This window comes from Victivallis sp. Marseille-Q1083 (genome assembly GCF_903645315.1).
In the GTDB taxonomy this organism is placed as follows: domain Bacteria; phylum Verrucomicrobiota; class Lentisphaeria; order Victivallales; family Victivallaceae; genus UMGS1518.
In genome coordinates this window covers 861,890-880,898 of the sequence record NZ_CAHJXL010000001.1, presented here as the reverse complement: position 1 = coordinate 880,898, position 19,009 = coordinate 861,890, and the positions used below count along the sequence as shown (strand labels likewise).

Genomic DNA, 19,009 nt, shown 5'->3' with positions numbered 1-19,009 from the left:
CTCATTCCTTTTTACCATAGCAACTGTTTTTGTTTGATTGGGTGAATCAGGTAATCCAGACAGGTCGATTCCGGATTGACTTCCGTGCAAGGTTTGAAGCAGTTTCCGGCGATGCTGTGGTATTATTCAAGCGGGTCACCTCCTGTGGTTCGGTTCTGTAATTCAATGTATCGCTTGCTTGTCAAATAGCAAATACTTTATTTCTATGTCATGATATGCTTGAAATGCATATCACATAATGCTATGGTAATTCCACCAACCAGGGAGGCCGACTTATGGAATTGAGAGTGTTGCGCTATTTTCTGGGGGTGGCGAGAGAAGGCAGCATCACCGGCGCGGCGCAGACGCTGAACGTCACCCAGCCGACCCTGTCCCGGCAGTTGAAGGATCTGGAAGACGAATTGGGACAGAAACTTTTCAGGCGCGGCAGTCACCATGTTTCGCTGACGCCGGAAGGGATGCTGCTGCGCAAGCGGGCGGAGGAAATCATGGAAATGGTCCACAAGACCGAGTCCGAATTCGGTTCCATGGGCGAGAATGTTTCCGGCGACGTCCACATCGGCTGCGGCGAAAGCGAGGCGATGCGGCAGATCGTGGAAATCATCAGAGCTTTGCGCGAAGAGTATCCGGAGATCAAATTTCATCTGTTCAGCGGCAATGCGGACGATGTGATGGAGCGTCTCGACAAAGGAATCCTGGATTTCGGCGTGCTGATTCAACCGGTTGACATTTCGAAATACGATCATCTGGCTTTGCCGGTCAAGGATGTCTGGGGTCTGGTCATGCGCCGGGATAATCCGCTTGCGGCGCAGGAGGCAATCGAGCGAAAAGACCTCGCGGACATTCCGCTGCTCTGTTCAAGACAAATCCTGCGCCCCGGCGGAGTATGGAATCCCTGCGTGGAGTGGCTGGGCGGCAAGGTGGAAAAACTGAATATCGTCGCCACCTACAATCTGATCTACAACGCGGCGCTGATGGTGGAGGCCGGAGTCGGCAGCGCCATCGGCCTGGATAAGCTGGTGAACGCGACGAACCTGAGCCATCTCTGTTTCCGTCCGTTCGCGCCGCGTCTGGAATCCGGCCTCGACATCGTCTGGAAAAAGTATCAGGTATTCCCGGAAGCCGCCGGGATTTTCCTCGAAAAGCTTCAGGAGAAGTTTCCCTCATGCTGATCCGAAACGTCTACCTCCGAGCCGATTCTGGTGTGATCCCGCGCCGCTCTTGGCCGTCATAACGCATAAACAATGCGCCCATGACGGCCTCGACACTTTTTCGTATCCGCCCTCCGGATCTCTCCGCTGCCGTTGCGGCCTGGTAGGCGGCGTCGTTCACCGGTTCGAGCCAGGTGTTTTGGTTGGTTCCGGGATTGCATTCGATCGCCAGATGCGAAAACCAGCTGTCGGGCGCCGCGCCGTGCCAGTGTTCGACGTCCGGAGCGATTTCCACCACATCGCCGGGAACCAGCCGCCGCGCCGTCTGGCCGCGCTCCTGATAGTAGCCGACTCCGCCGACCGCGATCAGCAGTTGCCCGCCGGTGTGGCTGTGCCAGTTGTTGCGGCAGCCCGGTTCGAAGGTCACGTTGGCGACCGGAACATTCAGCCGTTTGTCCTGGGCCAGCGGCGCGAGGTAGGATTTGCCGCTGAAGTATTCGGCGTAGGCGCTGTTTTCGGCTCCGACCGGAAACGCGCTGATGTACGGTACGCCGAGGGAATTTCCCCGCACCGTTGCCAGAATCGCTTCAATCTGCGCATCGGTCACGCCGTTATGCCTGCCGATCGCAATGTGGGAATTCAGCTGGCTTTCGACGCCGGGCAGCGCGGCGAGTGCGGCAATGGTGGCGATTTCACGGGTTTTCCAGTCGAGATTGTCGCGTCCGAAAATGTCTCCGAACAGGTGCGCTTTCAGGTATTCGTCGATTGCCGGGGCGAAGTCGAACAGCGCCCCGGCAACCGGCGCGCCGCAGAGCTTCGTCTGGTTGGCAGTGCCGAAGTCAAGGCGTTTTCCGGCCGGCAGCGGTCCGGGAAGTTCGCCTGCGGCGTCTTTGATTCCCCTGGCTTCGCGCTCATTCGCCACCGCCATGAAGTAGCCGAGCGCGTTCAGGCTGCGCGGAAAGCCGCAATAGGCGTAGAGCTGGGTCAGAATTTCCTTGATTTCATTGACCGCAAGTCCGGCGTCGAGTCCGGCGTTCAGGGCGTTTTTCAATTCCGGCAGGTCGCCGCGCGCGGTGTGCATGCAGATAGCGACGAGTTTTTGTTCCTTCTGATTCAAAGCGTCCATGTTATCGCTTGCCTCCGAATCGTTGACGATGCAGAAGAATGAGAGTATGATTCCAAACAATGTGATTTTTTTCATGCCATCCCTCACTTTTTGACGGTGATGACTTCATCGAGCCACTCGGCCAGCGCCGCTTCGGAATCTTTGATGTTCCGGCCGGAGAATGCGCCGCCTTTGCCGAAGTTCGCCTTGGGGATTGCCTGGCGCATATCGCTTTCGCAGCGCGCCATGCCGCCGCCGCCGTGCGTCACGAACGGGATGACGGTCTTATCGCTGAAGTCATAGCTGGCGAGAAAGGTCAGCACCGGCGGCGCCATCGTGCTCCACCAGTTCGGCGTGCCGACGAAGATCACCTCGTATTGGTCGAACTCCTTCACCTTCTCCGCCAGTTCCGGCCTGAATCCGTCGCTGATCTCTTTTTTCACCTGATCGACGCAGGCGTCATAATCGGCCGGATACGGCGTGACCGGTTTGATCTCGAAGAGTTTGCCGCCGGTCGCCTGCTGAATCCGTTCCGCCGCGAACCGGGTATTGCCGCTGTACGAGTAATACGCGACCAGAATCTTGCCCGGTTCCGCCGTCACTTTGGCCGCCGGGGCCGGTTCCGCCGCCGAACAGCCGAACATCGAAAACATCGCACCTGCCATCATGTACACCATTGCCTTTCTGATCATTTCAGTTTTCTCCTCTTGATGATTTGATTTTTTGTTCCACGGAATGCAGCAGGAAATCGAGACAGTCGATCCGCTCCTGATTCTTGTGGACGGTTTGCAGCAGCGAATTTCTCTGCCGGAACAGGAGTCTTCGCTGATCTTTGGACCTTCCTTCGCGTTCATACGCCAGGAATTGTTCCGTCATTGCCGTATCGCAGCCCGCATCTTTCAGATTGCGGAGGAGCAGAACGGCCTTTTCGTCAGGTTCAGCCACCCGGTTCACCTCCTTGGGTTGATTTCCGATGCTGTGAGTAAATGTAATGCGAAGAACAATTATAGCAAATACTTTCTTCCTATAGTAATTAATGCTTGAAAAGCATAATGACAAATGATATGGTATCCCCGGGCCGGAAGGAGACTGTATCATGGAGCTCAGACTGTTACGTTATTTTCTGGCGGTGGCGCGGGAGAACAGCTTCACCAGGGCGGCGAAGTATCTTCATGTCACCCAGCCGACGCTTTCGCGGCAGATGATGGATCTGGAAGAGGAACTCGGACAGAAGCTTTTGAATCGCGAGACGCACTATATCACGCTGACGCCGGAGGGGATGCTTCTGCGCAAGCGCGCCGAGGAGATCATGGCGATGGTGCGGAAAACCGAGGCCGAATTCAGCTCCATCGGAGAAAGCATCGCCGGGGATATCTACATCGGCGGCGGGGAGAGCAAAGCGATGAACCTGATTGCCGATGCGGTCTGTGAACTCCATCGGGAGTATCCCGACATCCGCTGCCACTTATATACCGGAGTGGCGGACGATGTGATGGAGCGTCTCGACAACGGATTGCTTGACTTCGGCATTCTTCTCCAGCCGGTCGATATCGCCAGATACGACAGCATCGTTCTGCCGGCCAGGGATCAATGGGGGGTGCTGATGCGCCGGGACAACCCTTTGGCGGAAAAGGAATCCGTCACGCCGGAGGAGCTGCGGGAGCTGCCGCTGATCTGTTCGCGGCGCGACCTCCGCAACAAGTCGGTCCGGAATCCTTACGCCGAGTGGTTCGGCGGGCACTTTGACAAACTGAATGTGGTGGCGGTGCACAACCTGGTTTACAACGCCTCGCTGCTGGTGGAGCGGGGACTCGGCTGCGCGTTGACGCTGGAACCCGGCAATAATATCGCGCACGGCCGACTCTGCTTTCGTCCCTTGAAGCCGGCTCTGGAATCCGGTTCCTGCGTCGTCTGGAAAAAATATCAGGTTTTTTCCAAAGCCGCCGAAGCTTTCCGCGAAAAGATTCAGGATAAATTTTCAGATATTCAATAGCCGGCAACAGAAATCCGATCCGAATACGGGCCAAACCTGAACCCGGCTCAAAAAGTTTCCCGCGCTATTGCCCGGAGATGGGGAGGTGCGCCATCGTGTTTCGTCATTTTCAGGCGTCAGGGGGCCGGGGCGTCCGCAAAATTTCATCTCCAACTGCAGTTATTTTCTCCTGTCAACGGTTTGGTAAATCTTTTTGTTATAGAATCTATTTTACCAACTCTTGAGGAACCGGAAAATGGTGCCATTGTGACGCGGTTGAAATTTATTGGAAGTTGGTCGAATGTCCGCTGAAATAACTCAACAAAATCTGCGTTTGCTGATTCCGGGAAAGGTTGCACAAGTTGCCGCACTGATTACAGTCCTGCGCAGTTTTCTGGCGGTCAGCGGATTCGCCCGTAAGGAAAGTTCTGTTATTTTCTCTGGCTGCGGTTCGGAATACCAGCGGCTGCCGGTTTTACGGTAGAGGGAACTGGTTTGGCAGTTCATTTCACGAAAAGGAACCTGGCTTTTTTATGGCCGGGGGGACGATTTGCGGTGCTGCGTATCGAGCTGCCAGAGGCTGACCTGGCCGTTGCACCAGACCTGTCGATAATTTTTCCTGACAAAGTGATCGATCAACCACATGGTGCCGGGGCGTTCCGACTCCAGGCTGACCAGCGCGTATTTCGGCCAATCCTTCTTTTTCCGGCAGTAATAGTTGTAGCGGCCCTTGACGGCGTCGGGACTCTCATACACGGTGGTCGTCCCCCAGGCCGGCCGCGCGTCCAACAGATAAACCAGCAGGGCATGCGGACTGCACAGCAGAATTTTTTCCCCGGGAGAAATATAGCGGCGCAGTTCCTGCAAGGCCTGATGAAGTTCCCGGTAATGCGCCGGCGAGGTGGCCGTCCAGCGCAATTCCGGCTCCTGGAAAAATTTTGTGCAGTCCACCCGGCGGGCTTCCCGGTAGGCGACTACCGGCACGAACAGAACGGCGGCGAGCAGAATCGCCAGCCAGCCGTAAACCCAGCGGAACTTGCGGCCGGCGCCGGCGATCGCCTTCAGCAGCAGGAAAATCACGGCGATGACGATCGGAGTCAGGTAGTGCATCTTGATGCTGCCGGTATTGGTGCCGAGCGGGAATAGAAAAACGGTGAGGCACAAGGTGGCCAGAAAGGCTTTGCGTTTTTTCGTATTGAAGCGACGCAGAAAACGGTCGGATGCCGGCCGGCAATCGGTATCGGCATAACGATGAAAGTCGGTCAGCAAGCCGGCGAGCAGGGCTACCGGGCCGCTGATGACGACCAGCAGCCAGTTTTCCAGCGGTTCCTGTTGAAGCCAGGCCTGGCACAGCAGGAGCAACTCCAGCAGAATCGAACCGGCTGTGACAGTGTAACGCTCCCAGCTGCGCGGCCTGGCTTCGGTGATTTGCCAGGCGATGGTCCATAAGCCGATGATGGCCATGCCGTACAATTGCTGATGGATGAAAGCCCGGGAAAAGATCATGACATTTCCGGCGGCCAGGCGCAGATTGTCGCCGAGCGGCGTGAATTCGTCCGGAGGCGCCCCGTATTTCAGGAAGAAATACAAGGCGCCGAAACCCAGCAGCCCGGGCAGAAAGCCGGCCAGCGTCGATCACCAGAACCATGGATGATAAGGGGACAGGCGCAACCACAAGCCGCCGGCCAGATTGGAAAGAAACATCATCGGCGATGACGTGCAGCCGGAATCCAGCAGCGCGTTCTGCAATACCAAATTATAGCCGGTATCCGTCCAGTCGACGCCCCAGAACGTCAGCAGGACGAAATAGCCCAGCACGGCTCCGGAGCCGCCGAGGAATGTCTTCCAATCGTTTGGTTTGGCCATTTTCCTTGTCCGATTCCCGATATCGAATCATTTTTTCTGGAAAAATGTCCGGACCGCGGCGAACAATTTTATTAGATTCTTTTGCCGGGGTACGAAATGTCATGGATGAAATTTCTACTAAATTTAGTATAGCGTTAGATTGGCCGATTGCAATCTTTCGGACAAAAAATATTTGGCTTAATTATTGCCGGCTGCCATCATCGGCAGCGATCCCCCCCAAAAAAAAGAACGCCCGGCGGCGGCCGGGCGCTGGAATGGTCGGGCGTCGGGTGGCGCGCTACAACAGCGGTTGCGGTTTGCGCGGACCGTAAGCCAGGATTTTGTAATATTCGACGACGCCGAGGAAACAGAAACGCTCGTAATCGGCGTATTCGATCTTTTCCATCCGGTTTTTCACCATCAGGTTGTGCATATCGACGTTTCCCCAGCCGCAGGAGAGCAGACCGAAGGTAAACGGCACGGTGATTTTATAGGCGCGGGTAACGGCCGGCGCCGCCAACATTTCGTAATTGAATGTTTCGGCGATGTCCGGGGCGGTATAAAAGGTGCCCCGGGACAGATCCAGCCCCTGCGCCGGCGATAATCCCACTCCCATCTGCGTCTGGCAGCCGCAGGCCAGACAGAAAAGCGTGCCGGCCGCCGCGAAAAGTTTGAGTGTTTTTATCATGGCGATTTCCTTAAACTATTCGTTCATTCACGGTTAACGCCGGGCGCTGTCAGGGGCCACGTTGCCTTTTTCGCCATAGGCGACGGTGGTGAAACACTGGTAGAAGATGAAATAGTTGGTCAATTCATATTCGGTGTTTTTGATGCTGGTCAAGCCGCCGTTGTAAGCCGCCGTGGCGAGCGAACAGTCGCCCCAGCCGACCAGAAACATCACATTGTGCGCCGAGGCGGTGCCGACGGCGTGGCCGATCTGGTTGGACGGGAAAAGCGGCGCCCGTTGAGCCGTGAAGAAGATGCCGCGCGGGGGCGCAACCGGAGTGAAGGCACAGCCGGAAAGGATGATTCCGGTCAGAGCGACGGTGACGAGCAACAACAATTTTTTCATTTGTGAACAACTCCAGAATTGATTTTTTTCACGATGAAACCCTAAACCGACGACGGATGATTTTACAATATAATCGGTCGGAGTTCTTTTGTCAACATGGGAAAATCATGCCGGGTCAAAAAGATTCCGCCGATGGAAAATTTCCGCCGGCGGCACCGGAAAAGGCGTCCGGGATATCGGAAGAGGGCATTTTACCGGCTTTTGGTTGGAAAAAAGCGTTATTATCTACTTGAAAAGCCGAAAGAGGCATTTATTGTAACATTGTATGGCTTTAACTTGAGTTTATACAGGTGATTTGGAAGAACAAGGTCAATCAATTTAGCTGAGAGGTAGATTGAGCATGAAGAAGACGATCGTATTGGTGGTGTTGGCGTTGATGTTCTGCGGCGTTTCCGCGGTGCGGGCCAATGAGGTGGTGGAGAAACTGGCGCTTTACATCCCGAATCGGCTGATCGACGCGCTGGACACTTTTACCTGCGACGTCGGCCTCGGGCCGTCGGTGCGCATCGAGTTGATGGCGACGCAGGTGTGCAAGTTCGGCGGCGGTATCGGCATTTCCCCGAAATTGATCAAGGATTACAACCGCCAATACGGTATCGGCATCAACAACGGCTGGTACTGGTCGTTCCTCTGCATCGGCCAGGAGAATATGGAACGGGCGAAATGCACCCGCTACGTCAAGAACTATCAGCAGAATTTCGAAGGCTGTCCGTCACCGGATCTGCGCATTTACGACCTTTACACCGGTGAACGCGACTTCTGGCAGATCGGCGGAGCGCTCGGACTCGGCGTCGAGGCGGAAGTTTACATTCATCCGGTGGAAATTGCCGATTTCGTGGCCGGGGTCTTCTTTATCGATCTGAAGGGCGACGATATTACGTTCGAAGATTTTCAGAACTGAAGCGGTTCGCTGTTCGGCGAATTCGAAAAATTGAGGCGGAAGCGGCAATTCTCCTGACGGCTTCCGCCGTTTTTTTTACGGTCGGGGATGGTATGATTTTTCATTGCGCGCGTTGCGGCAGTTGCTGCCGCTGGGAAGGATACGTCCGGCTGAAAGAGGTGGAAATCGACCGGATTGCCGCATTTCTGGGGATGACGGTGCTGGAGTTTACCGGACAATATTGCCGGTTGACGGCCGATCGCGGCGGTTTGTCGCTGATCGAACGGGAAAATGGCAGTTGCATTTTTCTGGAAGAGAATCCGGCCGGTTGCCGGATTGAACCGGTGAAGCCCCGGCAATGCCGGGAATTTCCATTGCGCTGGAACTTCCCGGGGTGGCGTGAAGTCTGCGCCGGTTCCCTGGAGGAGGAAAACGAAGAACCGCTCCGGGATGGGAAAAGGTTGGCTGACTGAAAAGAAGTATTTTGTAAAATCATCCAGTTGAAGGTTGATATTTGCCGGGAAGTGTGTTATGCTTGTCTCCGGACGCAATGGTGTGGAAGGATAAGAGTAAGAATATGGTAAAGGGAAGAGAAGTGCGGACCGCGCGCCTGGGAACTGCGGTGGTCATTTCCGGGCCGAGCGGCGTTGGCAAATCGACGCTGCTGGCCGCCTTGCGCCGCCGCCATCCGGCGCTGCGTTTTTCAATCTCGTGCACGACCCGGCCGCCGCGCCGCGGGGAGACGCATGGCGTTCACTATTATTTTCTGGAACCGGAGGAATTTGAACGCCGCCTGGCCGAACAGGCATTTGTTGAACATGCGGCGGTTTTTGAACATTACTACGGGACGTTGAAGCGGGAGTTGCTCGATCCGGTGCTGGCTGGCGAAGATGTCTGCCTGGATATCGATGTCCAGGGGGCGATGCAGATTCGTGAGGCGTTGGAGCGTGAGGAACTGCTGCGGCGCTGTTGTGAGTTCATCTTCCTGGCGCCGCCGTCGCTGGCGGAGCTGGAACGGCGGCTGCGCAGCCGGGCGACCGATTCCGCCGGGCAGATTGCGTTGCGGCTGGGCAAAGCCAGGGAAGAGTTGGCGTTCTGGCCGCGTTATGATTATTTGGTGATCAATGAAGTGTTGGAGCGGGCGGTCGACGAGCTGGAATTGCTGCTGGAAGCGTTCCGGCGGAAGACGTCCAGATTGCCGGACGGGTATTTCGATGAAAAATAGATGTATTGCACTGGGGGTGACCGGCGGCATTGCCGCCTATAAAGCGGCGGATTTGACCAGCCGGCTGACCCAGGCCGGCTACGAGGTCAATGTCTTGATGACCGCCGGCGCCTGTAAATTGGTGACGCCGCTGACCTTTCAAACCTTGTCGCGGCGGCCGGTGATTACTTCGTTGTGGGAATTGCCGCAGTGGCAGCCGGGGCATGTGGCGCTGGCGGACCGGGCGGAATTGCTGGCGGTGGTGCCGTGCACGGCCAATTTTATCGGCAAATTCGCGCACGGGCTTGCCGATGATGCGCTGAGCACTTATGCGGTCACCCATGCCGGACCGGTTTTGCTGGCGCCGGCGATGAATCCGAAAATGTGGAGCAACGCCGCCGTGCAGGCCAATGTCCGGTTGCTGGAATCGCGCGGCGTTGCGCTGGTCGGGCCGGACGCCGGGGCGGTGGCCTGCGGGGCGGCCGGGGTGGGCCGGTTGGCGGCGGTGGAAGAGATTGTGCGCCGGATTCAGGATTTTTTCAAAGGAGAATGACCGATGCGGTTGCCGGAGTTGTTGCGCAAAGCGGTGGACAATGGGCGGGATTTGACCCGGCCGGAATTGCGCCGGCTGTTGGAATTGACCGATCCGGCGGACGCGCAGCAGCTTTTCGAGGCCGCTTATGAAGTCAAGCGGCGGGAAGTCGGTTGTCTGGTTCATCTGCGCGGATTGATCGAGATCGGCAATCTCTGCAGCAAGAATTGTTATTATTGCGGCATTCGCCGCGGCAACCGCCGGCTCAAGCGGTTTCAACTGGCGTTGCCGGAGATCGTCGAGATGGCCAGGGAGGCGGATGAATTCCGTTACGGTTCGGTCGTTTTGCAGGGCGGCGAACGCAGCGATGCGGCTTTTGTCGATTTCATCACCGGGGCGGTCGAGGCGATCAAACGGATTTCCGGGGGGCGGCTCGGCATCACGCTGTCGCTGGGTGAGCAGAGCTTGGAAGTGTATCGGCGCTGGTTTGCCGCCGGTGCGCACCGTTATCTGCTGCGGCTGGAGGCGAGCAATCCGGAACTTTACCGGCGGCTGCCTCCGGCGGACCACTCTTATGACCGGCGGCTGGCCTGTCTCGGTTTGCTGCGGCAGGCCGGTTATCAGGTCGGCAGCGGCGTGATGATCGGTTTGCCGACCCAGACGACGGACGATTTGGTGGACGATCTGGAGTTTTTCCGCCGGACGGATTTGGACATGATCGGCATGGGGCCGTACCTGCCGCACGATCAGGCGCCGTTGACGGCGGCTTATCCGGAGGTCGGCAATGATTGCGGCAAACAGCTTCAGGCCGGCTTGAAGATGATCGCGGTGACCCGTCTCTATCTGCGCGACGTCAATATCGCCTCGACTACCGCGCTGCAGGCGCTGGCGCCGAACGGGCGGGAACTGGGGTTGCTGGCCGGCGGCAATGTCATCATGCCGAACGTCACGGCGACGCGTTACCGGGCCAGCTATCAATTGTACAACGGCAAACCGGGAATTGATGAGAATTCCTCGGAAAGCCGGGAGAAATTGGAAAAAAGTGTCGCCTCGGTCGGCGAAGCCATCGACTATGGACAATGGGGCGACTCGCCGCATTTTGCCCGGCGGAATCGGCGGAATTAGGGTGCTGAAGTTAATTTTTTGAAGAGGGAACACGCGAATGATCAGTGAATTGGCGACGGAATTTCCGGTGATGCTGGTGGATGCCGAAACAGCGGTCCTGAATTTTTACGAACAGCAGTTGAACGCGGCCGGGATTCGTTCGTTGATCAAATGTTCCACGCTGGCGGAGGCGCGTGCCGCCCTGAAAACGCATCCGATTGAATTATTGGTCCTGGAAGTGGCGATGGAAGGCGCCGGCGGCATCGAATTTTTGCGCCAGACCCTGAAAGAGTACGCCGAAGTGCCGATTATCGTCGTCTCCAGCCGGCAGGATATCGAGCTGGTGATCGATTGCATCCGGCTGGGCGTCGTCGATTATCTGCCGAAACCCCTGAATACGGAAAATTGGTTGCGGCGCATCCGGGATACGCTGGTGTTGCGGGACCTGCGGCGGAAAAATTCATTGCTGCGGCAGCAGTTGCTGCAGGGCAGCGTCAACGAGCGGCCGAAAGCGTTCGCGCCGATCGTCACCCGCGATCCGCGCATGTTCGAATTGTTCGAATACTGCATGGCGATTGCCTCGTACAACCAGCCGGTGCTGATCACCGGCGAAACCGGGACCGGCAAGGAGCTGTTTGCCCGGGCATTGCATGAACTTTCCGGCCGTTCCGGTGAACTGGTGGCCATCAATATCGCCGGCATGGATGACAACCTGATGTCCGACAATTTGTTCGGCCATGTCAAGGGCGCTTACACCGGCGCGTTGTCCAGCCGTCCCGGGGCGGTGGAGAAAGCGCAGGGCAGCACCTTGTTGATCGACGAAATCGGTGACATGAGCCTGCCGTCCCAGGTCAAACTGTTGCGATTGCTGCAACAGCATGAGTATTCGCCGCTCGGTACCGACGAGGTGAAAATTTCCTCGGCCCGCATCGTGTTGTCGACCCTGCGCAATCTGTCTGAGTTGCAGCGCGACGAACGGTTCCGCCGCGATTTGTACTACCGGATTGCCGCCCATACCATTCACGTTCCGCCGTTGCGCGAACGGCTGGACGATTTGCCGCTGCTGCTGGATTGCTTCATCCGGCGCATCTGTTCGGAACTGGGGCGCAAATGTCCCGCTTATACCGACGAGCTGCTGTTGCTGCTGCGCGGTTATTCGTTTCCCGGCAACGTGCGCGAACTGGAAGGCATGGTCATTGATGCGGTCAGCCGCTGCGCCGGCCGGACGTTGCCGCTCCAGCCTTTTCTTGAGCAGATGAAACGCAATACCGCGTCGGAAAATGCCGGCGGTCTGGTCGGACCGGTGGCGGAAGTGGAAGATTTCCTGCAGGCGCTGCCGGCTTTGCCGACCATCAAGGAGATGACTCAGAAGCTGGTTGCCGAATCGCTGCGGCGCAGTTCCAACAATCAGAGCCTGGCCGCCAAGCAGTTGGGCATTACGCCGCAGGCGCTGAGCAGCCGTCTGCGGAAAAATGGTGAAAAATAACGAGGCCGGGCCGGAAAAATTCTACATGGGAGGGAAAAGCCGAATGGCGGACAATTATGATTTGGGGGTGATCGGAGCCGGCCCGGGCGGCTATCCGGCGGCGATCCGCGCCGCCCGGCGCGGTATGAAGGTGGCATTGGTGGAAGCCGGTCAACTGGGCGGAACCTGTTTGAACGTCGGATGCATTCCGACCAAGACGCTGGTTGCCGGCGCGGAGGTGTGGCGCCAGTTGCGCCGCGCCGCGGATTTCGGCATTCGCCTTGCCGGTGAAGCGGCCGTGGATTGGCCGGCGATGCAGGCCAGGAAGGACGCGGTGACTGCCGGGCTGCGTTCCGGCGTGGCCGCATTGCTGAAAGACGCCGGAGTGACGTTGCTGGCGGGCCGGGGAAGGTTTCTGAGTGAAAAACAGCTGGAAATTGTCGCGCCGGACGGCGAGGCGCAGCGGATCGAAGCGCGACATTTCCTGATTGCGGCCGGTTCGGCTGCCGCAGTGCCGTCGTTTCTTCCGCGCGATCCGCGGGTATTGACTTCGACCGAATTGCTGGCTCTGCCGCAATTGCCGGCGAGTCTGTTGATTTTGGGCGGCGGCGTCATCGGTTGTGAATTCGCCTGTCTGTTCGCCGCGCTCGGAGTCAAAGTTACCGTCGTCGAGAGGTTGCCGCAGATTTTGCCGGCGGGCGATCCGGACGTGGCCGCATTGTTGCGCCGGCGGATGGCGAAGGATGGCATTGTCGTATTTACCGGCGCTCCTCTGGAAGCGCTGGAGAGCTCCGGCCGTTTGATCGGCGGCCGGGTCGGCGGAGAGCGGGTCGAGGCGGAATATCTGCTGGTCAGCGTCGGCCGCCGGTCGACGGCCGATCCGTTGAATCTGGCCGCCGCCGGAGTGGCGACCGATGAACATGGCTGGATTCCGGTGGATGAACATTGCCGGACCGGCAATTCGTCCATTTATGCCGCCGGTGACGTGACCGGCGGTGTTCAATTGGCGCATTGGGCGACGGCGATGGGGTTGACTGCCGTGGACAATCTGACCGGGGTTCCGGCGGCGTGCCGGAGCGATCTGGTGCCCGGGGCGGTTTTTACCGCGCCGGAAATCGGCATGGTCGGGTTGACCGAAGCGCAATGCCGGGAACGGCGGATCGACTGCCGGGTCGGAAAATTCCCGTTTGCCGCCTTGGGACGGGCGGCGGCGGCCGGTTCGACCGAAGGATTTTTCAAGGTGATTGCCGAGACTTCCACCGACCGCATCCTGGGAGTTCACCTCATCGGTGCGCATGCCACCGAGCTGATTGCCGAAGCGGCAACGGCGATGCAGGCGGGATTGTCCGCCCGGCAACTCGGCGCAATCGTTCACGCCCACCCGACGCTGGCCGAAGGCCTGATGGAGGCGGCCGGGGCGGTCCATGCGGAAAGCGTCAATATTCCGCTGCGAATCCAGTCGGGGGCGCCCGGCCGTCGGCCGGGAATGTTGAGAAAGAAATGAAAATTTTTGAATGAAATCCCGGTTTATGGTGAAAAAACTTCTTTTTTTCAAGAATAAGCCGTAAAATCCCCGGAAAAAGAGTTGATTTTTCGCAGATAGGGGAATATTGTTTATGCTGTGAACCTAAAAAACCACAAAAGGAGATTGAAAAAATGATGTCAATATTGCTCAATGGCGTACTCATCGTTTTGATGGTGGGCGGTCTGATTGGTATGATGATCTGCAATAAGAAGCAGGCGACCAATCCGAATGCCCAGGGGCTGGCGTTGCTGTTGCTGTTGGTTGTCGTGGTCAGCGGCGGCTTCTTCCTCTATAATACCGGCTGGCTCGGCGAGATCGGCATCGGCAAGAGCGAAACGGAAAAAATCCGCGATATCGAAACCGCGATCTATGCCTCCCAGGGGTACAAAGTTGCCGAGCACCTGAAGAAGAACAACATGGACAAGGAAAAGATTTTGATCCTGGCGGACGAAGGGTATGAAGACAACTCCCGTACGCAGGCGTTGAAGCAGATGTTGATCGAGAACGGCATTCCGGAGTCCAACATCGTTTTTGACCTGGTGCTGGAGCCGGCCAACGTTTCCGGTCCGGACGGCCGTCCGATGGGACCGTCGATGCCGGTGATGATGCGGATGAGCGCGCAGGATTTTGACAAGGCGGTGAAGAAGCATTCGGATTGCAACGTGGTGATCACGCTGGTTGGCCTGCCGATGAACGGCCCGGCCGGTGTCTCCTTCATCAAGAATAAGTACAAGGAAGGCGCTCCGAAGCTGATCATGCTCGGCTCGGTGATGAATAGCGATGTGGCGAAATTTGGTTTGGCGCAAGGCAATGTGACCGCCGTGGTGGTGCCGCGCAAGGATGCCAACTATGAAGTGACTTCCCTGCCGTCGAGCCAGCAGGACATCTTCGACCTGCGCTATGCGTTCTATACGAAAGACAATTACCAGCAGATGCCGTAAACTGCGATTGCGGCTTATGGAGCAGGCAAAAAACCGCGTCCCCTTCGATGGACGCGGTTTTTTTGTCGGCGAGTTCGGGAATAGGCTGATTTTATGACAAAGAGCGCCGCGGCCTTCAAGAAAGTGTGCCGGCTGGCCGGCCGGGCGGTTGCCGAGTACCGGATGATTCGCCCCGGTGACCGGATTGCCGTCGGCGTCAGCGGCGGCAAGGACAGCATGATGCTGTTGGAGGTGCTCCAGCAGTTGCGGCGCCGGGCGCCGGTGGAGTTTGCCATTCTGGCGGTGACCTTCGATCCGGGCTTTGCCGGGTTCAATGCGGCGGCGGTGGCCGGATATTGCCGGGAACGGGGCTGGGAACATCGGACTGTGGCGATGGCGCTGGAGCCGTTGCTGAAAGAGTGTCAGGCCGAACGGCGTCCCTGTGTTTTGTGTTCGCGGCTGCGCCGCGGCAAATTATATGGTGCCGCAGCGGATTGGCAGGCCGATAAACTGGCGTTGGGGCACAATCTGGACGACATTGCCGTATCGTTGCTGATCGGCTTGTTCCGGGGGCAGGGGGTGACGACGATGGGGCCGAATGTTCCGGCGGATGAGGCGGCATTGCGGTTGATCCGTCCTCTGGCGCTGGTTCCGGAGTCGCTGGTGCGGGAAGCGGCGGAAGGGTTCGATTGGCCGGAAGCCGGAGCTTGCCGGTATGCCGAACAACTGAAAGAGCGGGGGGACCGGGCATTTTTCGGGAATTGGCTGGAGCGGTTGGAAAAGCGGATTCCGCATGTCCGGCAGCAGATGCTGCGTTCGATGCAGGATGTCCGGCCGGCTTATCTTTTGGATAAGCGTTTTATCGAGTGGGAAGAGCAACAAAAGCAGTCTAACGAGTGGGGACGCGAATGATGAAAAGAGTGTGGCATTGGCAGACGGTTCTGTTGGCTTTGGCGGTGTGCTTCTGGGGGCAGCAGACCGCGGCGGGACAATACGATCAACGGCTGGAAACGAACGACGCCTATTTATTCGGGGTTTACTGGCGCAATGCGGAAGTGGCCGATTACTTTTATCTGATTCCGGCCAATGCCGCCGGAGTGGCGTTTCATGCGGTCGGCAATGTGATTTGCTGGCCGAGCAAGGCGCTGTTCAATGCAGTCACCGGGGATTTTTCCGGTGAAGCTTTTCTGCCGCCGGTGGATTTCACCTATCGTTATTTTGCGATGCCGGGCGCTTATCTGGTTGGTTCGCCGTTCTGGTTGTTGAAAAAAGTCTTCTATGACGGCCCGGTCTATCTGTTCACTCCATCGGAGCCGGAAACGGTCGATCCGACCCTGGAACCGCTGCAATAAACGGTATTATTTCATCGCGGCATCCGGTCGGTTGACGAAAAATAGCAGTTCGATGTAATCCGCCGAATCGCTAAAAAGGAGTTTTATTTTCTACGAGCTAAATGCGTATATTTCGTGTATTTACTCTGACCCAAAGACGATCATTCTCCATAGTGTAATGCCCCGGCTGTTGGCGGACATTGTAAACGGATACGCTGAATTTGACAATCCTTCTCAAACAGAAGGGACCATTTATTGATCAAATCGGGCAATAAATGGATCATGTTTTCATCGATGAGTTCAGTGCTCAACTTTTCCAGAATCTCCTTTCCGCAAGGTTCTTTGAAGAATATGGCTGCCGATACGTCGTTGAGGTTCCTGACCTTTCTCTTTGGGAATCATTTTTCAGAGGTTGAGATGATTGTTTTCCCCTTTTGCCGGGAAGAATAGGGATTGCCATAAAAGGTTTTCGTTCGTACTTTTCCGAAAATGGGCTTCCTTCAAGTGTGCCGGGGGTGGAAAATTCAGAACCGTTGTCAGTCAGAATTACAGGAAAAAGTGTTCTGTTAGATGCGACATTTTCTGGCCCTCCCGATTTTCTTTGTTATGCCATTGTATTTGTCAAACGAAACACTTTCTGCGGTGCGTTTACTTTTTCAATTGACCCCCGGTAAAAATTTTCAAATTATTTTCGATTGCCTATTGACTTTCTGCCGATATTTTGATATACTTTATGATGGTATGGCACTGGTATTGCGACATACCAAAACAGGAATGTACAGGAAACGGAATATGCAGTCTTTTTTGTTTCAGGAAATCGCCGAGCGGATCTGCAATGATTTCGCTCATCACAAAGTGCTGCCGGCCGAGCGCACCCTGGCGGAGAAATATATCTGCGCCCGCTCGACCATCCGTTCAGCCATCCAATACCTGCGCGACAGCAATCTGATCAGCACCAGCTCTCCCAAAGGGCATGTATTGAACCACGCCACCATCCGGCAGCAGCTCGAACGGCGCCGGAACACCGGCATCAACATCGTGCTGTTCACCGTCGGCAAAGGCCTGCAGGACCCGCACCAGTGCGACATGCTGGCCGGCGCCATCCACCAGGCCAGCGTCGAAAACGTCAATCTGGTCATCCGGCAGATCACCGAGACCAATTTGATCGACAAAGTCGCTTCGCTGAGTTACCTCCATCCGGGCATCAAGGCGGACGGCTATATCATCACCGGGGAACAATCGGTCAAACTGCACAAATTCCTGGAGTCGTCGATGGTGCCGTGCGTCGCGCTCGGCTGGTACCGGGAATATGCCGCATTGAAACGCAGCCGTTTCGTCGATTTCCGGCTCAACGATCGGGAAGTGCTCACCGCGGCACTGCAGAAATTCTGGGATTTCGGCCATGAAAAAATCATGATCGCCTGCAATTCAACGATGCTGGGCAAACTCGTCGAAGAAATTTTCCAGGACCATCACCGTCCCTTCTCCGACGACCTGCTCATCACCTTTACCACCACAACCCATGCCGGCAGCATCAACCACAGCAATATCAACACCATTGTCAGGCAGGCCGGGCATTATACCGGTCTGCTGGTGACGTTCGGTTATATCAACGCGCTGGCAATCTATCACGAACTGCGAAAAGCAGGGATCCGCATTCCGGAGGACCTGAGTGTGATGATGTTCGGCGGCAGTTTCGATTTTTACGCCAGGATCTTGGATCTGGCCCGGATCGACACCAACGCCAACGCCGAAGGTGAAGCCTGCGTCCGCGAGGTCGTCGAGCAAATCCGGCTCGGTGAACTGCGTTACGGCAGCTACTTTTCGCCTTACGCCTTTATCGACGGAAGCAGCATGAAAGATATTTCACCGGCAAAGCAGAACCAGCCATTATGCACTAACCCATAAAATAGGAGACGGAATGATGAACAAACAAATCGGAAAAAAATTCACATTGATCGAACTGCTGGTCGTGATTGCAATTATTGCCATTCTGGCCAGCATGCTGCTGCCGGCGCTCGCCAAAGCCAAGGCCAAAGCGCAGGGCATCAAATGCATTTCCAATTTGAAGCAGCTCGGCCTGGCCGGCCAGTTGTACATGCTGGACAACGACGACTGGGTGCTGGGCAAGGATACCCCGGAAGCCTGGAATTACAAGATCGGTCCGGGTATCAACGGCGATCAGTTGAATTACCTGCCCTACGAGATGATGTTCTGCCCGATGGAGCGGCCGGCCGGAGACATTGAAAATCTGATTCTCAACTCCAAAGTGACTTACGGAATGAACTGGCAGTCGATGGGCGGCGGAAATTACGGCGGCGGCGACAATCCTTTTTACGGTCACAAATCGTCGCAGATATTGGCACTGGCTCAGTCGAGCAAACTGATGGTGTTCGCCGACTCGCCGGTTTCCGGTTCAAGCGGCGCCACCACCGGCGTCACCAACGCCATCGGACACCAGGGCGGCGTACTGCCCGGCTGGCCGAGCGGCTGGATTGACGTCGCCGTCAGCGCCCGGCACGAAAACCGTCTCAACATGACCGCTTTCGACGGCCATGCCGAAAGCATTCCCGCGCAGGATGTGCTTTATTGGGGCAATGATGACATCAATTATCACTGGGCCCCCTGGGTGGACGGCGGCGGCGCCGGCGCTTATAAACTGAACCGCTGGTAATTCTCAATCAGATAAAAGGAACAACACAGGGGAATCACATACAAAAACCTCGGCCACTTCGCTTCAGCCGGAGCGGCCGATATTTCCGCCTGCCGGGCAATAGGAAACGATTTTCAAGAATGAAATGAAAATCGCCAGGAGCATTCCGTTCCGTCTACGGCCATTCGCCACAGCCAGGTTATCACTCGCTTGACGGTAACGTTCAAATCGCCCAGCAACATTGCCCGGT

23 protein-coding genes are annotated in these 19,009 nt (G+C 56.6%); 16 read left to right on the top strand and 7 right to left on the bottom strand.

Annotation, left to right across the window (positions count from 1 at the left end; genetic code table 11):
- Positions 1-275 precede the first annotated feature (275 nt).
- On the top strand, positions 276-1,172 hold the full coding sequence (locus HWX74_RS03480) for a LysR family transcriptional regulator (RefSeq protein ID WP_176012218.1): 897 nt from the start codon (positions 276-278) through the stop codon (positions 1,170-1,172).
- Positions 1,173-1,182: 10 nt separating this feature from the next.
- On the opposite strand, the gene HWX74_RS03475 is transcribed toward HWX74_RS03480, so the two are convergent.
- The 3 genes from HWX74_RS03475 to HWX74_RS03465 all read right to left on the bottom strand — a co-directional run bounded on the left by HWX74_RS03475 (position 1,183) and on the right by HWX74_RS03465 (position 3,201).
- Positions 1,183-2,277 (bottom strand): carboxymuconolactone decarboxylase family protein, encoded by a 1,095-nt coding sequence (locus tag HWX74_RS03475; RefSeq protein ID WP_176012217.1) that lies wholly within the window; start codon positions 2,275-2,277, stop codon positions 1,183-1,185.
- A gap of 83 nt (positions 2,278-2,360) precedes the next feature.
- Positions 2,361-2,948 carry a flavodoxin gene (locus HWX74_RS03470; protein WP_217704838.1) on the bottom strand — a complete coding sequence of 196 codons (588 nt, stop codon included), beginning with the start codon at positions 2,946-2,948 and terminating at the stop codon, positions 2,361-2,363.
- 1 nt (position 2,949) lies between these two features.
- Entirely contained in the window at positions 2,950-3,201 is a 252-nt protein-coding gene (locus HWX74_RS03465; protein ID WP_217704837.1) for a hypothetical protein, read from the bottom strand.
- 151 nt (positions 3,202-3,352) lie between these two features.
- Between HWX74_RS03465 and HWX74_RS03460 the strand changes: the two genes are divergently transcribed.
- Positions 3,353-4,249: a LysR family transcriptional regulator gene (locus HWX74_RS03460; protein ID WP_176012215.1), complete on the top strand. Its 897-nt coding sequence runs from the start codon at positions 3,353-3,355 to the stop codon at positions 4,247-4,249.
- A 280-nt stretch (positions 4,250-4,529) separates the two neighbouring features.
- A complete protein-coding gene (locus tag HWX74_RS03455) occupies positions 4,530-4,712 on the top strand; it encodes a hypothetical protein (protein WP_176012214.1) in 183 nt (60 codons plus the stop codon).
- A gap of 47 nt (positions 4,713-4,759) precedes the next feature.
- On the opposite strand, the gene HWX74_RS03450 is transcribed toward HWX74_RS03455, so the two are convergent.
- From HWX74_RS03450 to HWX74_RS03435, 4 genes are all read right to left on the bottom strand, one after another.
- Entirely contained in the window at positions 4,760-5,818 is a 1,059-nt protein-coding gene (locus tag HWX74_RS03450; RefSeq protein WP_176012213.1) for a hypothetical protein, read from the bottom strand.
- A 45-nt stretch (positions 5,819-5,863) separates the two neighbouring features.
- A complete protein-coding gene (locus HWX74_RS03445) occupies positions 5,864-6,094 on the bottom strand; it encodes a hypothetical protein (protein ID WP_176012212.1) in 231 nt (76 codons plus the stop codon).
- Positions 6,095-6,371: 277 nt separating this feature from the next.
- Complete coding sequence (locus HWX74_RS03440; protein ID WP_176012211.1) at positions 6,372-6,761, bottom strand: hypothetical protein; 390 nt, start codon at positions 6,759-6,761, stop codon at positions 6,372-6,374.
- A 33-nt stretch (positions 6,762-6,794) separates the two neighbouring features.
- Positions 6,795-7,145 (bottom strand): TRL domain-containing protein, encoded by a 351-nt coding sequence (locus tag HWX74_RS03435; protein ID WP_176012210.1) that lies wholly within the window; start codon positions 7,143-7,145, stop codon positions 6,795-6,797.
- Between the two features lie 107 nt (positions 7,146-7,252).
- On the opposite strand from HWX74_RS03435, the gene HWX74_RS20420 reads away from it, so the two are divergent.
- The 13 genes from HWX74_RS20420 to HWX74_RS20415 all read left to right on the top strand — a co-directional run bounded on the left by HWX74_RS20420 (position 7,253) and on the right by HWX74_RS20415 (position 18,780).
- Positions 7,253-7,378 (top strand): hypothetical protein, encoded by a 126-nt coding sequence (locus HWX74_RS20420; RefSeq protein ID WP_303048083.1) that lies wholly within the window; start codon positions 7,253-7,255, stop codon positions 7,376-7,378.
- A 107-nt stretch (positions 7,379-7,485) separates the two neighbouring features.
- Positions 7,486-8,046 (top strand): hypothetical protein, encoded by a 561-nt coding sequence (locus HWX74_RS03430; RefSeq protein WP_176012209.1) that lies wholly within the window; start codon positions 7,486-7,488, stop codon positions 8,044-8,046.
- Between the two features lie 92 nt (positions 8,047-8,138).
- Positions 8,139-8,498, top strand: a complete 360-nt coding sequence (locus HWX74_RS03425; protein WP_176012208.1) for a YkgJ family cysteine cluster protein — start codon at positions 8,139-8,141, stop codon at positions 8,496-8,498.
- 104 nt (positions 8,499-8,602) lie between these two features.
- The gene (gene gmk, locus HWX74_RS03420; RefSeq protein WP_176012207.1) at positions 8,603-9,250 is read left to right on the top strand and encodes a guanylate kinase; all 648 of its coding nucleotides are present in this window, start codon (positions 8,603-8,605) and stop codon (positions 9,248-9,250) included.
- A complete protein-coding gene (locus tag HWX74_RS03415) occupies positions 9,240-9,782 on the top strand; it encodes a flavoprotein (RefSeq protein WP_176012206.1) in 543 nt (180 codons plus the stop codon). The genes gmk and HWX74_RS03415 overlap by 11 nt, the downstream gene beginning before the upstream one ends.
- A gap of 3 nt (positions 9,783-9,785) precedes the next feature.
- On the top strand, positions 9,786-10,886 hold the full coding sequence (gene hydE, locus HWX74_RS03410; protein WP_176012205.1) for a [FeFe] hydrogenase H-cluster radical SAM maturase HydE: 1,101 nt from the start codon (positions 9,786-9,788) through the stop codon (positions 10,884-10,886).
- A gap of 37 nt (positions 10,887-10,923) precedes the next feature.
- The gene (locus tag HWX74_RS03405) at positions 10,924-12,351 is read left to right on the top strand and encodes a sigma-54 dependent transcriptional regulator (protein ID WP_176012204.1); all 1,428 of its coding nucleotides are present in this window, start codon (positions 10,924-10,926) and stop codon (positions 12,349-12,351) included.
- A gap of 43 nt (positions 12,352-12,394) precedes the next feature.
- Positions 12,395-13,834 carry a dihydrolipoyl dehydrogenase gene (lpdA, locus tag HWX74_RS03400; protein WP_176012203.1) on the top strand — a complete coding sequence of 480 codons (1,440 nt, stop codon included), beginning with the start codon at positions 12,395-12,397 and terminating at the stop codon, positions 13,832-13,834.
- Between the two features lie 152 nt (positions 13,835-13,986).
- A complete protein-coding gene (locus HWX74_RS03395) occupies positions 13,987-14,796 on the top strand; it encodes a hypothetical protein (RefSeq protein WP_176012202.1) in 810 nt (269 codons plus the stop codon).
- A gap of 93 nt (positions 14,797-14,889) precedes the next feature.
- Positions 14,890-15,687, top strand: a complete 798-nt coding sequence (locus HWX74_RS03390; RefSeq protein ID WP_176012201.1) for an ATP-binding protein — start codon at positions 14,890-14,892, stop codon at positions 15,685-15,687.
- On the top strand, positions 15,684-16,127 hold the full coding sequence (locus HWX74_RS03385; protein ID WP_176012200.1) for a hypothetical protein: 444 nt from the start codon (positions 15,684-15,686) through the stop codon (positions 16,125-16,127). Before HWX74_RS03390 ends, HWX74_RS03385 begins: the two co-directional genes overlap by 4 nt.
- 771 nt (positions 16,128-16,898) lie before the next feature.
- Complete coding sequence (locus tag HWX74_RS03380) at positions 16,899-18,014, top strand: substrate-binding domain-containing protein (RefSeq protein ID WP_176012199.1); 1,116 nt, start codon at positions 16,899-16,901, stop codon at positions 18,012-18,014.
- Positions 18,015-18,027: 13 nt separating this feature from the next.
- Positions 18,028-18,780 (top strand): type II secretion system protein, encoded by a 753-nt coding sequence (locus HWX74_RS20415; protein ID WP_303048082.1) that lies wholly within the window; start codon positions 18,028-18,030, stop codon positions 18,778-18,780.
- The last annotated feature ends 229 nt before the right edge of the window (positions 18,781-19,009 follow it).

What these genes read in the sequence shown, in the direction of transcription:
- HWX74_RS03480 (WP_176012218.1), top strand. Translation starts at nt 276, where the DNA reads ATGGAATTGAGAGTGTTGCGCTATTTTCTGGGGGTGGCGAGAGAAGGC.
- HWX74_RS03475 (WP_176012217.1), bottom strand. Translation starts at nt 2,277, where the DNA reads ATGGACGCTTTGAATCAGAAGGAACAAAAACTCGTCGCTATCTGCATG.
- HWX74_RS03470 (WP_217704838.1), bottom strand. Translation starts at nt 2,948, where the DNA reads ATGATCAGAAAGGCAATGGTGTACATGATGGCAGGTGCGATGTTTTCG.
- HWX74_RS03460 (WP_176012215.1), top strand. Translation starts at nt 3,353, where the DNA reads ATGGAGCTCAGACTGTTACGTTATTTTCTGGCGGTGGCGCGGGAGAAC.
- HWX74_RS03455 (WP_176012214.1), top strand. Translation starts at nt 4,530, where the DNA reads ATGTCCGCTGAAATAACTCAACAAAATCTGCGTTTGCTGATTCCGGGA.
- HWX74_RS03445 (WP_176012212.1), bottom strand. Translation starts at nt 6,094, where the DNA reads ATGGCCAAACCAAACGATTGGAAGACATTCCTCGGCGGCTCCGGAGCC.
- HWX74_RS03440 (WP_176012211.1), bottom strand. Translation starts at nt 6,761, where the DNA reads ATGATAAAAACACTCAAACTTTTCGCGGCGGCCGGCACGCTTTTCTGT.
- HWX74_RS03435 (WP_176012210.1), bottom strand. Translation starts at nt 7,145, where the DNA reads ATGAAAAAATTGTTGTTGCTCGTCACCGTCGCTCTGACCGGAATCATC.
- HWX74_RS20420 (WP_303048083.1), top strand. Translation starts at nt 7,253, where the DNA reads ATGCCGGGTCAAAAAGATTCCGCCGATGGAAAATTTCCGCCGGCGGCA.
- HWX74_RS03430 (WP_176012209.1), top strand. Translation starts at nt 7,486, where the DNA reads ATGAAGAAGACGATCGTATTGGTGGTGTTGGCGTTGATGTTCTGCGGC.
- HWX74_RS03425 (WP_176012208.1), top strand. Translation starts at nt 8,139, where the DNA reads ATGATTTTTCATTGCGCGCGTTGCGGCAGTTGCTGCCGCTGGGAAGGA.
- gmk (WP_176012207.1), top strand. Translation starts at nt 8,603, where the DNA reads ATGGTAAAGGGAAGAGAAGTGCGGACCGCGCGCCTGGGAACTGCGGTG.
- HWX74_RS03415 (WP_176012206.1), top strand. Translation starts at nt 9,240, where the DNA reads ATGAAAAATAGATGTATTGCACTGGGGGTGACCGGCGGCATTGCCGCC.
- hydE (WP_176012205.1), top strand. Translation starts at nt 9,786, where the DNA reads ATGCGGTTGCCGGAGTTGTTGCGCAAAGCGGTGGACAATGGGCGGGAT.
- HWX74_RS03405 (WP_176012204.1), top strand. Translation starts at nt 10,924, where the DNA reads ATGATCAGTGAATTGGCGACGGAATTTCCGGTGATGCTGGTGGATGCC.
- lpdA (WP_176012203.1), top strand. Translation starts at nt 12,395, where the DNA reads ATGGCGGACAATTATGATTTGGGGGTGATCGGAGCCGGCCCGGGCGGC.
- HWX74_RS03395 (WP_176012202.1), top strand. Translation starts at nt 13,987, where the DNA reads ATGATGTCAATATTGCTCAATGGCGTACTCATCGTTTTGATGGTGGGC.
- HWX74_RS03390 (WP_176012201.1), top strand. Translation starts at nt 14,890, where the DNA reads ATGACAAAGAGCGCCGCGGCCTTCAAGAAAGTGTGCCGGCTGGCCGGC.
- HWX74_RS03385 (WP_176012200.1), top strand. Translation starts at nt 15,684, where the DNA reads ATGATGAAAAGAGTGTGGCATTGGCAGACGGTTCTGTTGGCTTTGGCG.
- HWX74_RS03380 (WP_176012199.1), top strand. Translation starts at nt 16,899, where the DNA reads ATGCAGTCTTTTTTGTTTCAGGAAATCGCCGAGCGGATCTGCAATGAT.
- HWX74_RS20415 (WP_303048082.1), top strand. Translation starts at nt 18,028, where the DNA reads ATGATGAACAAACAAATCGGAAAAAAATTCACATTGATCGAACTGCTG.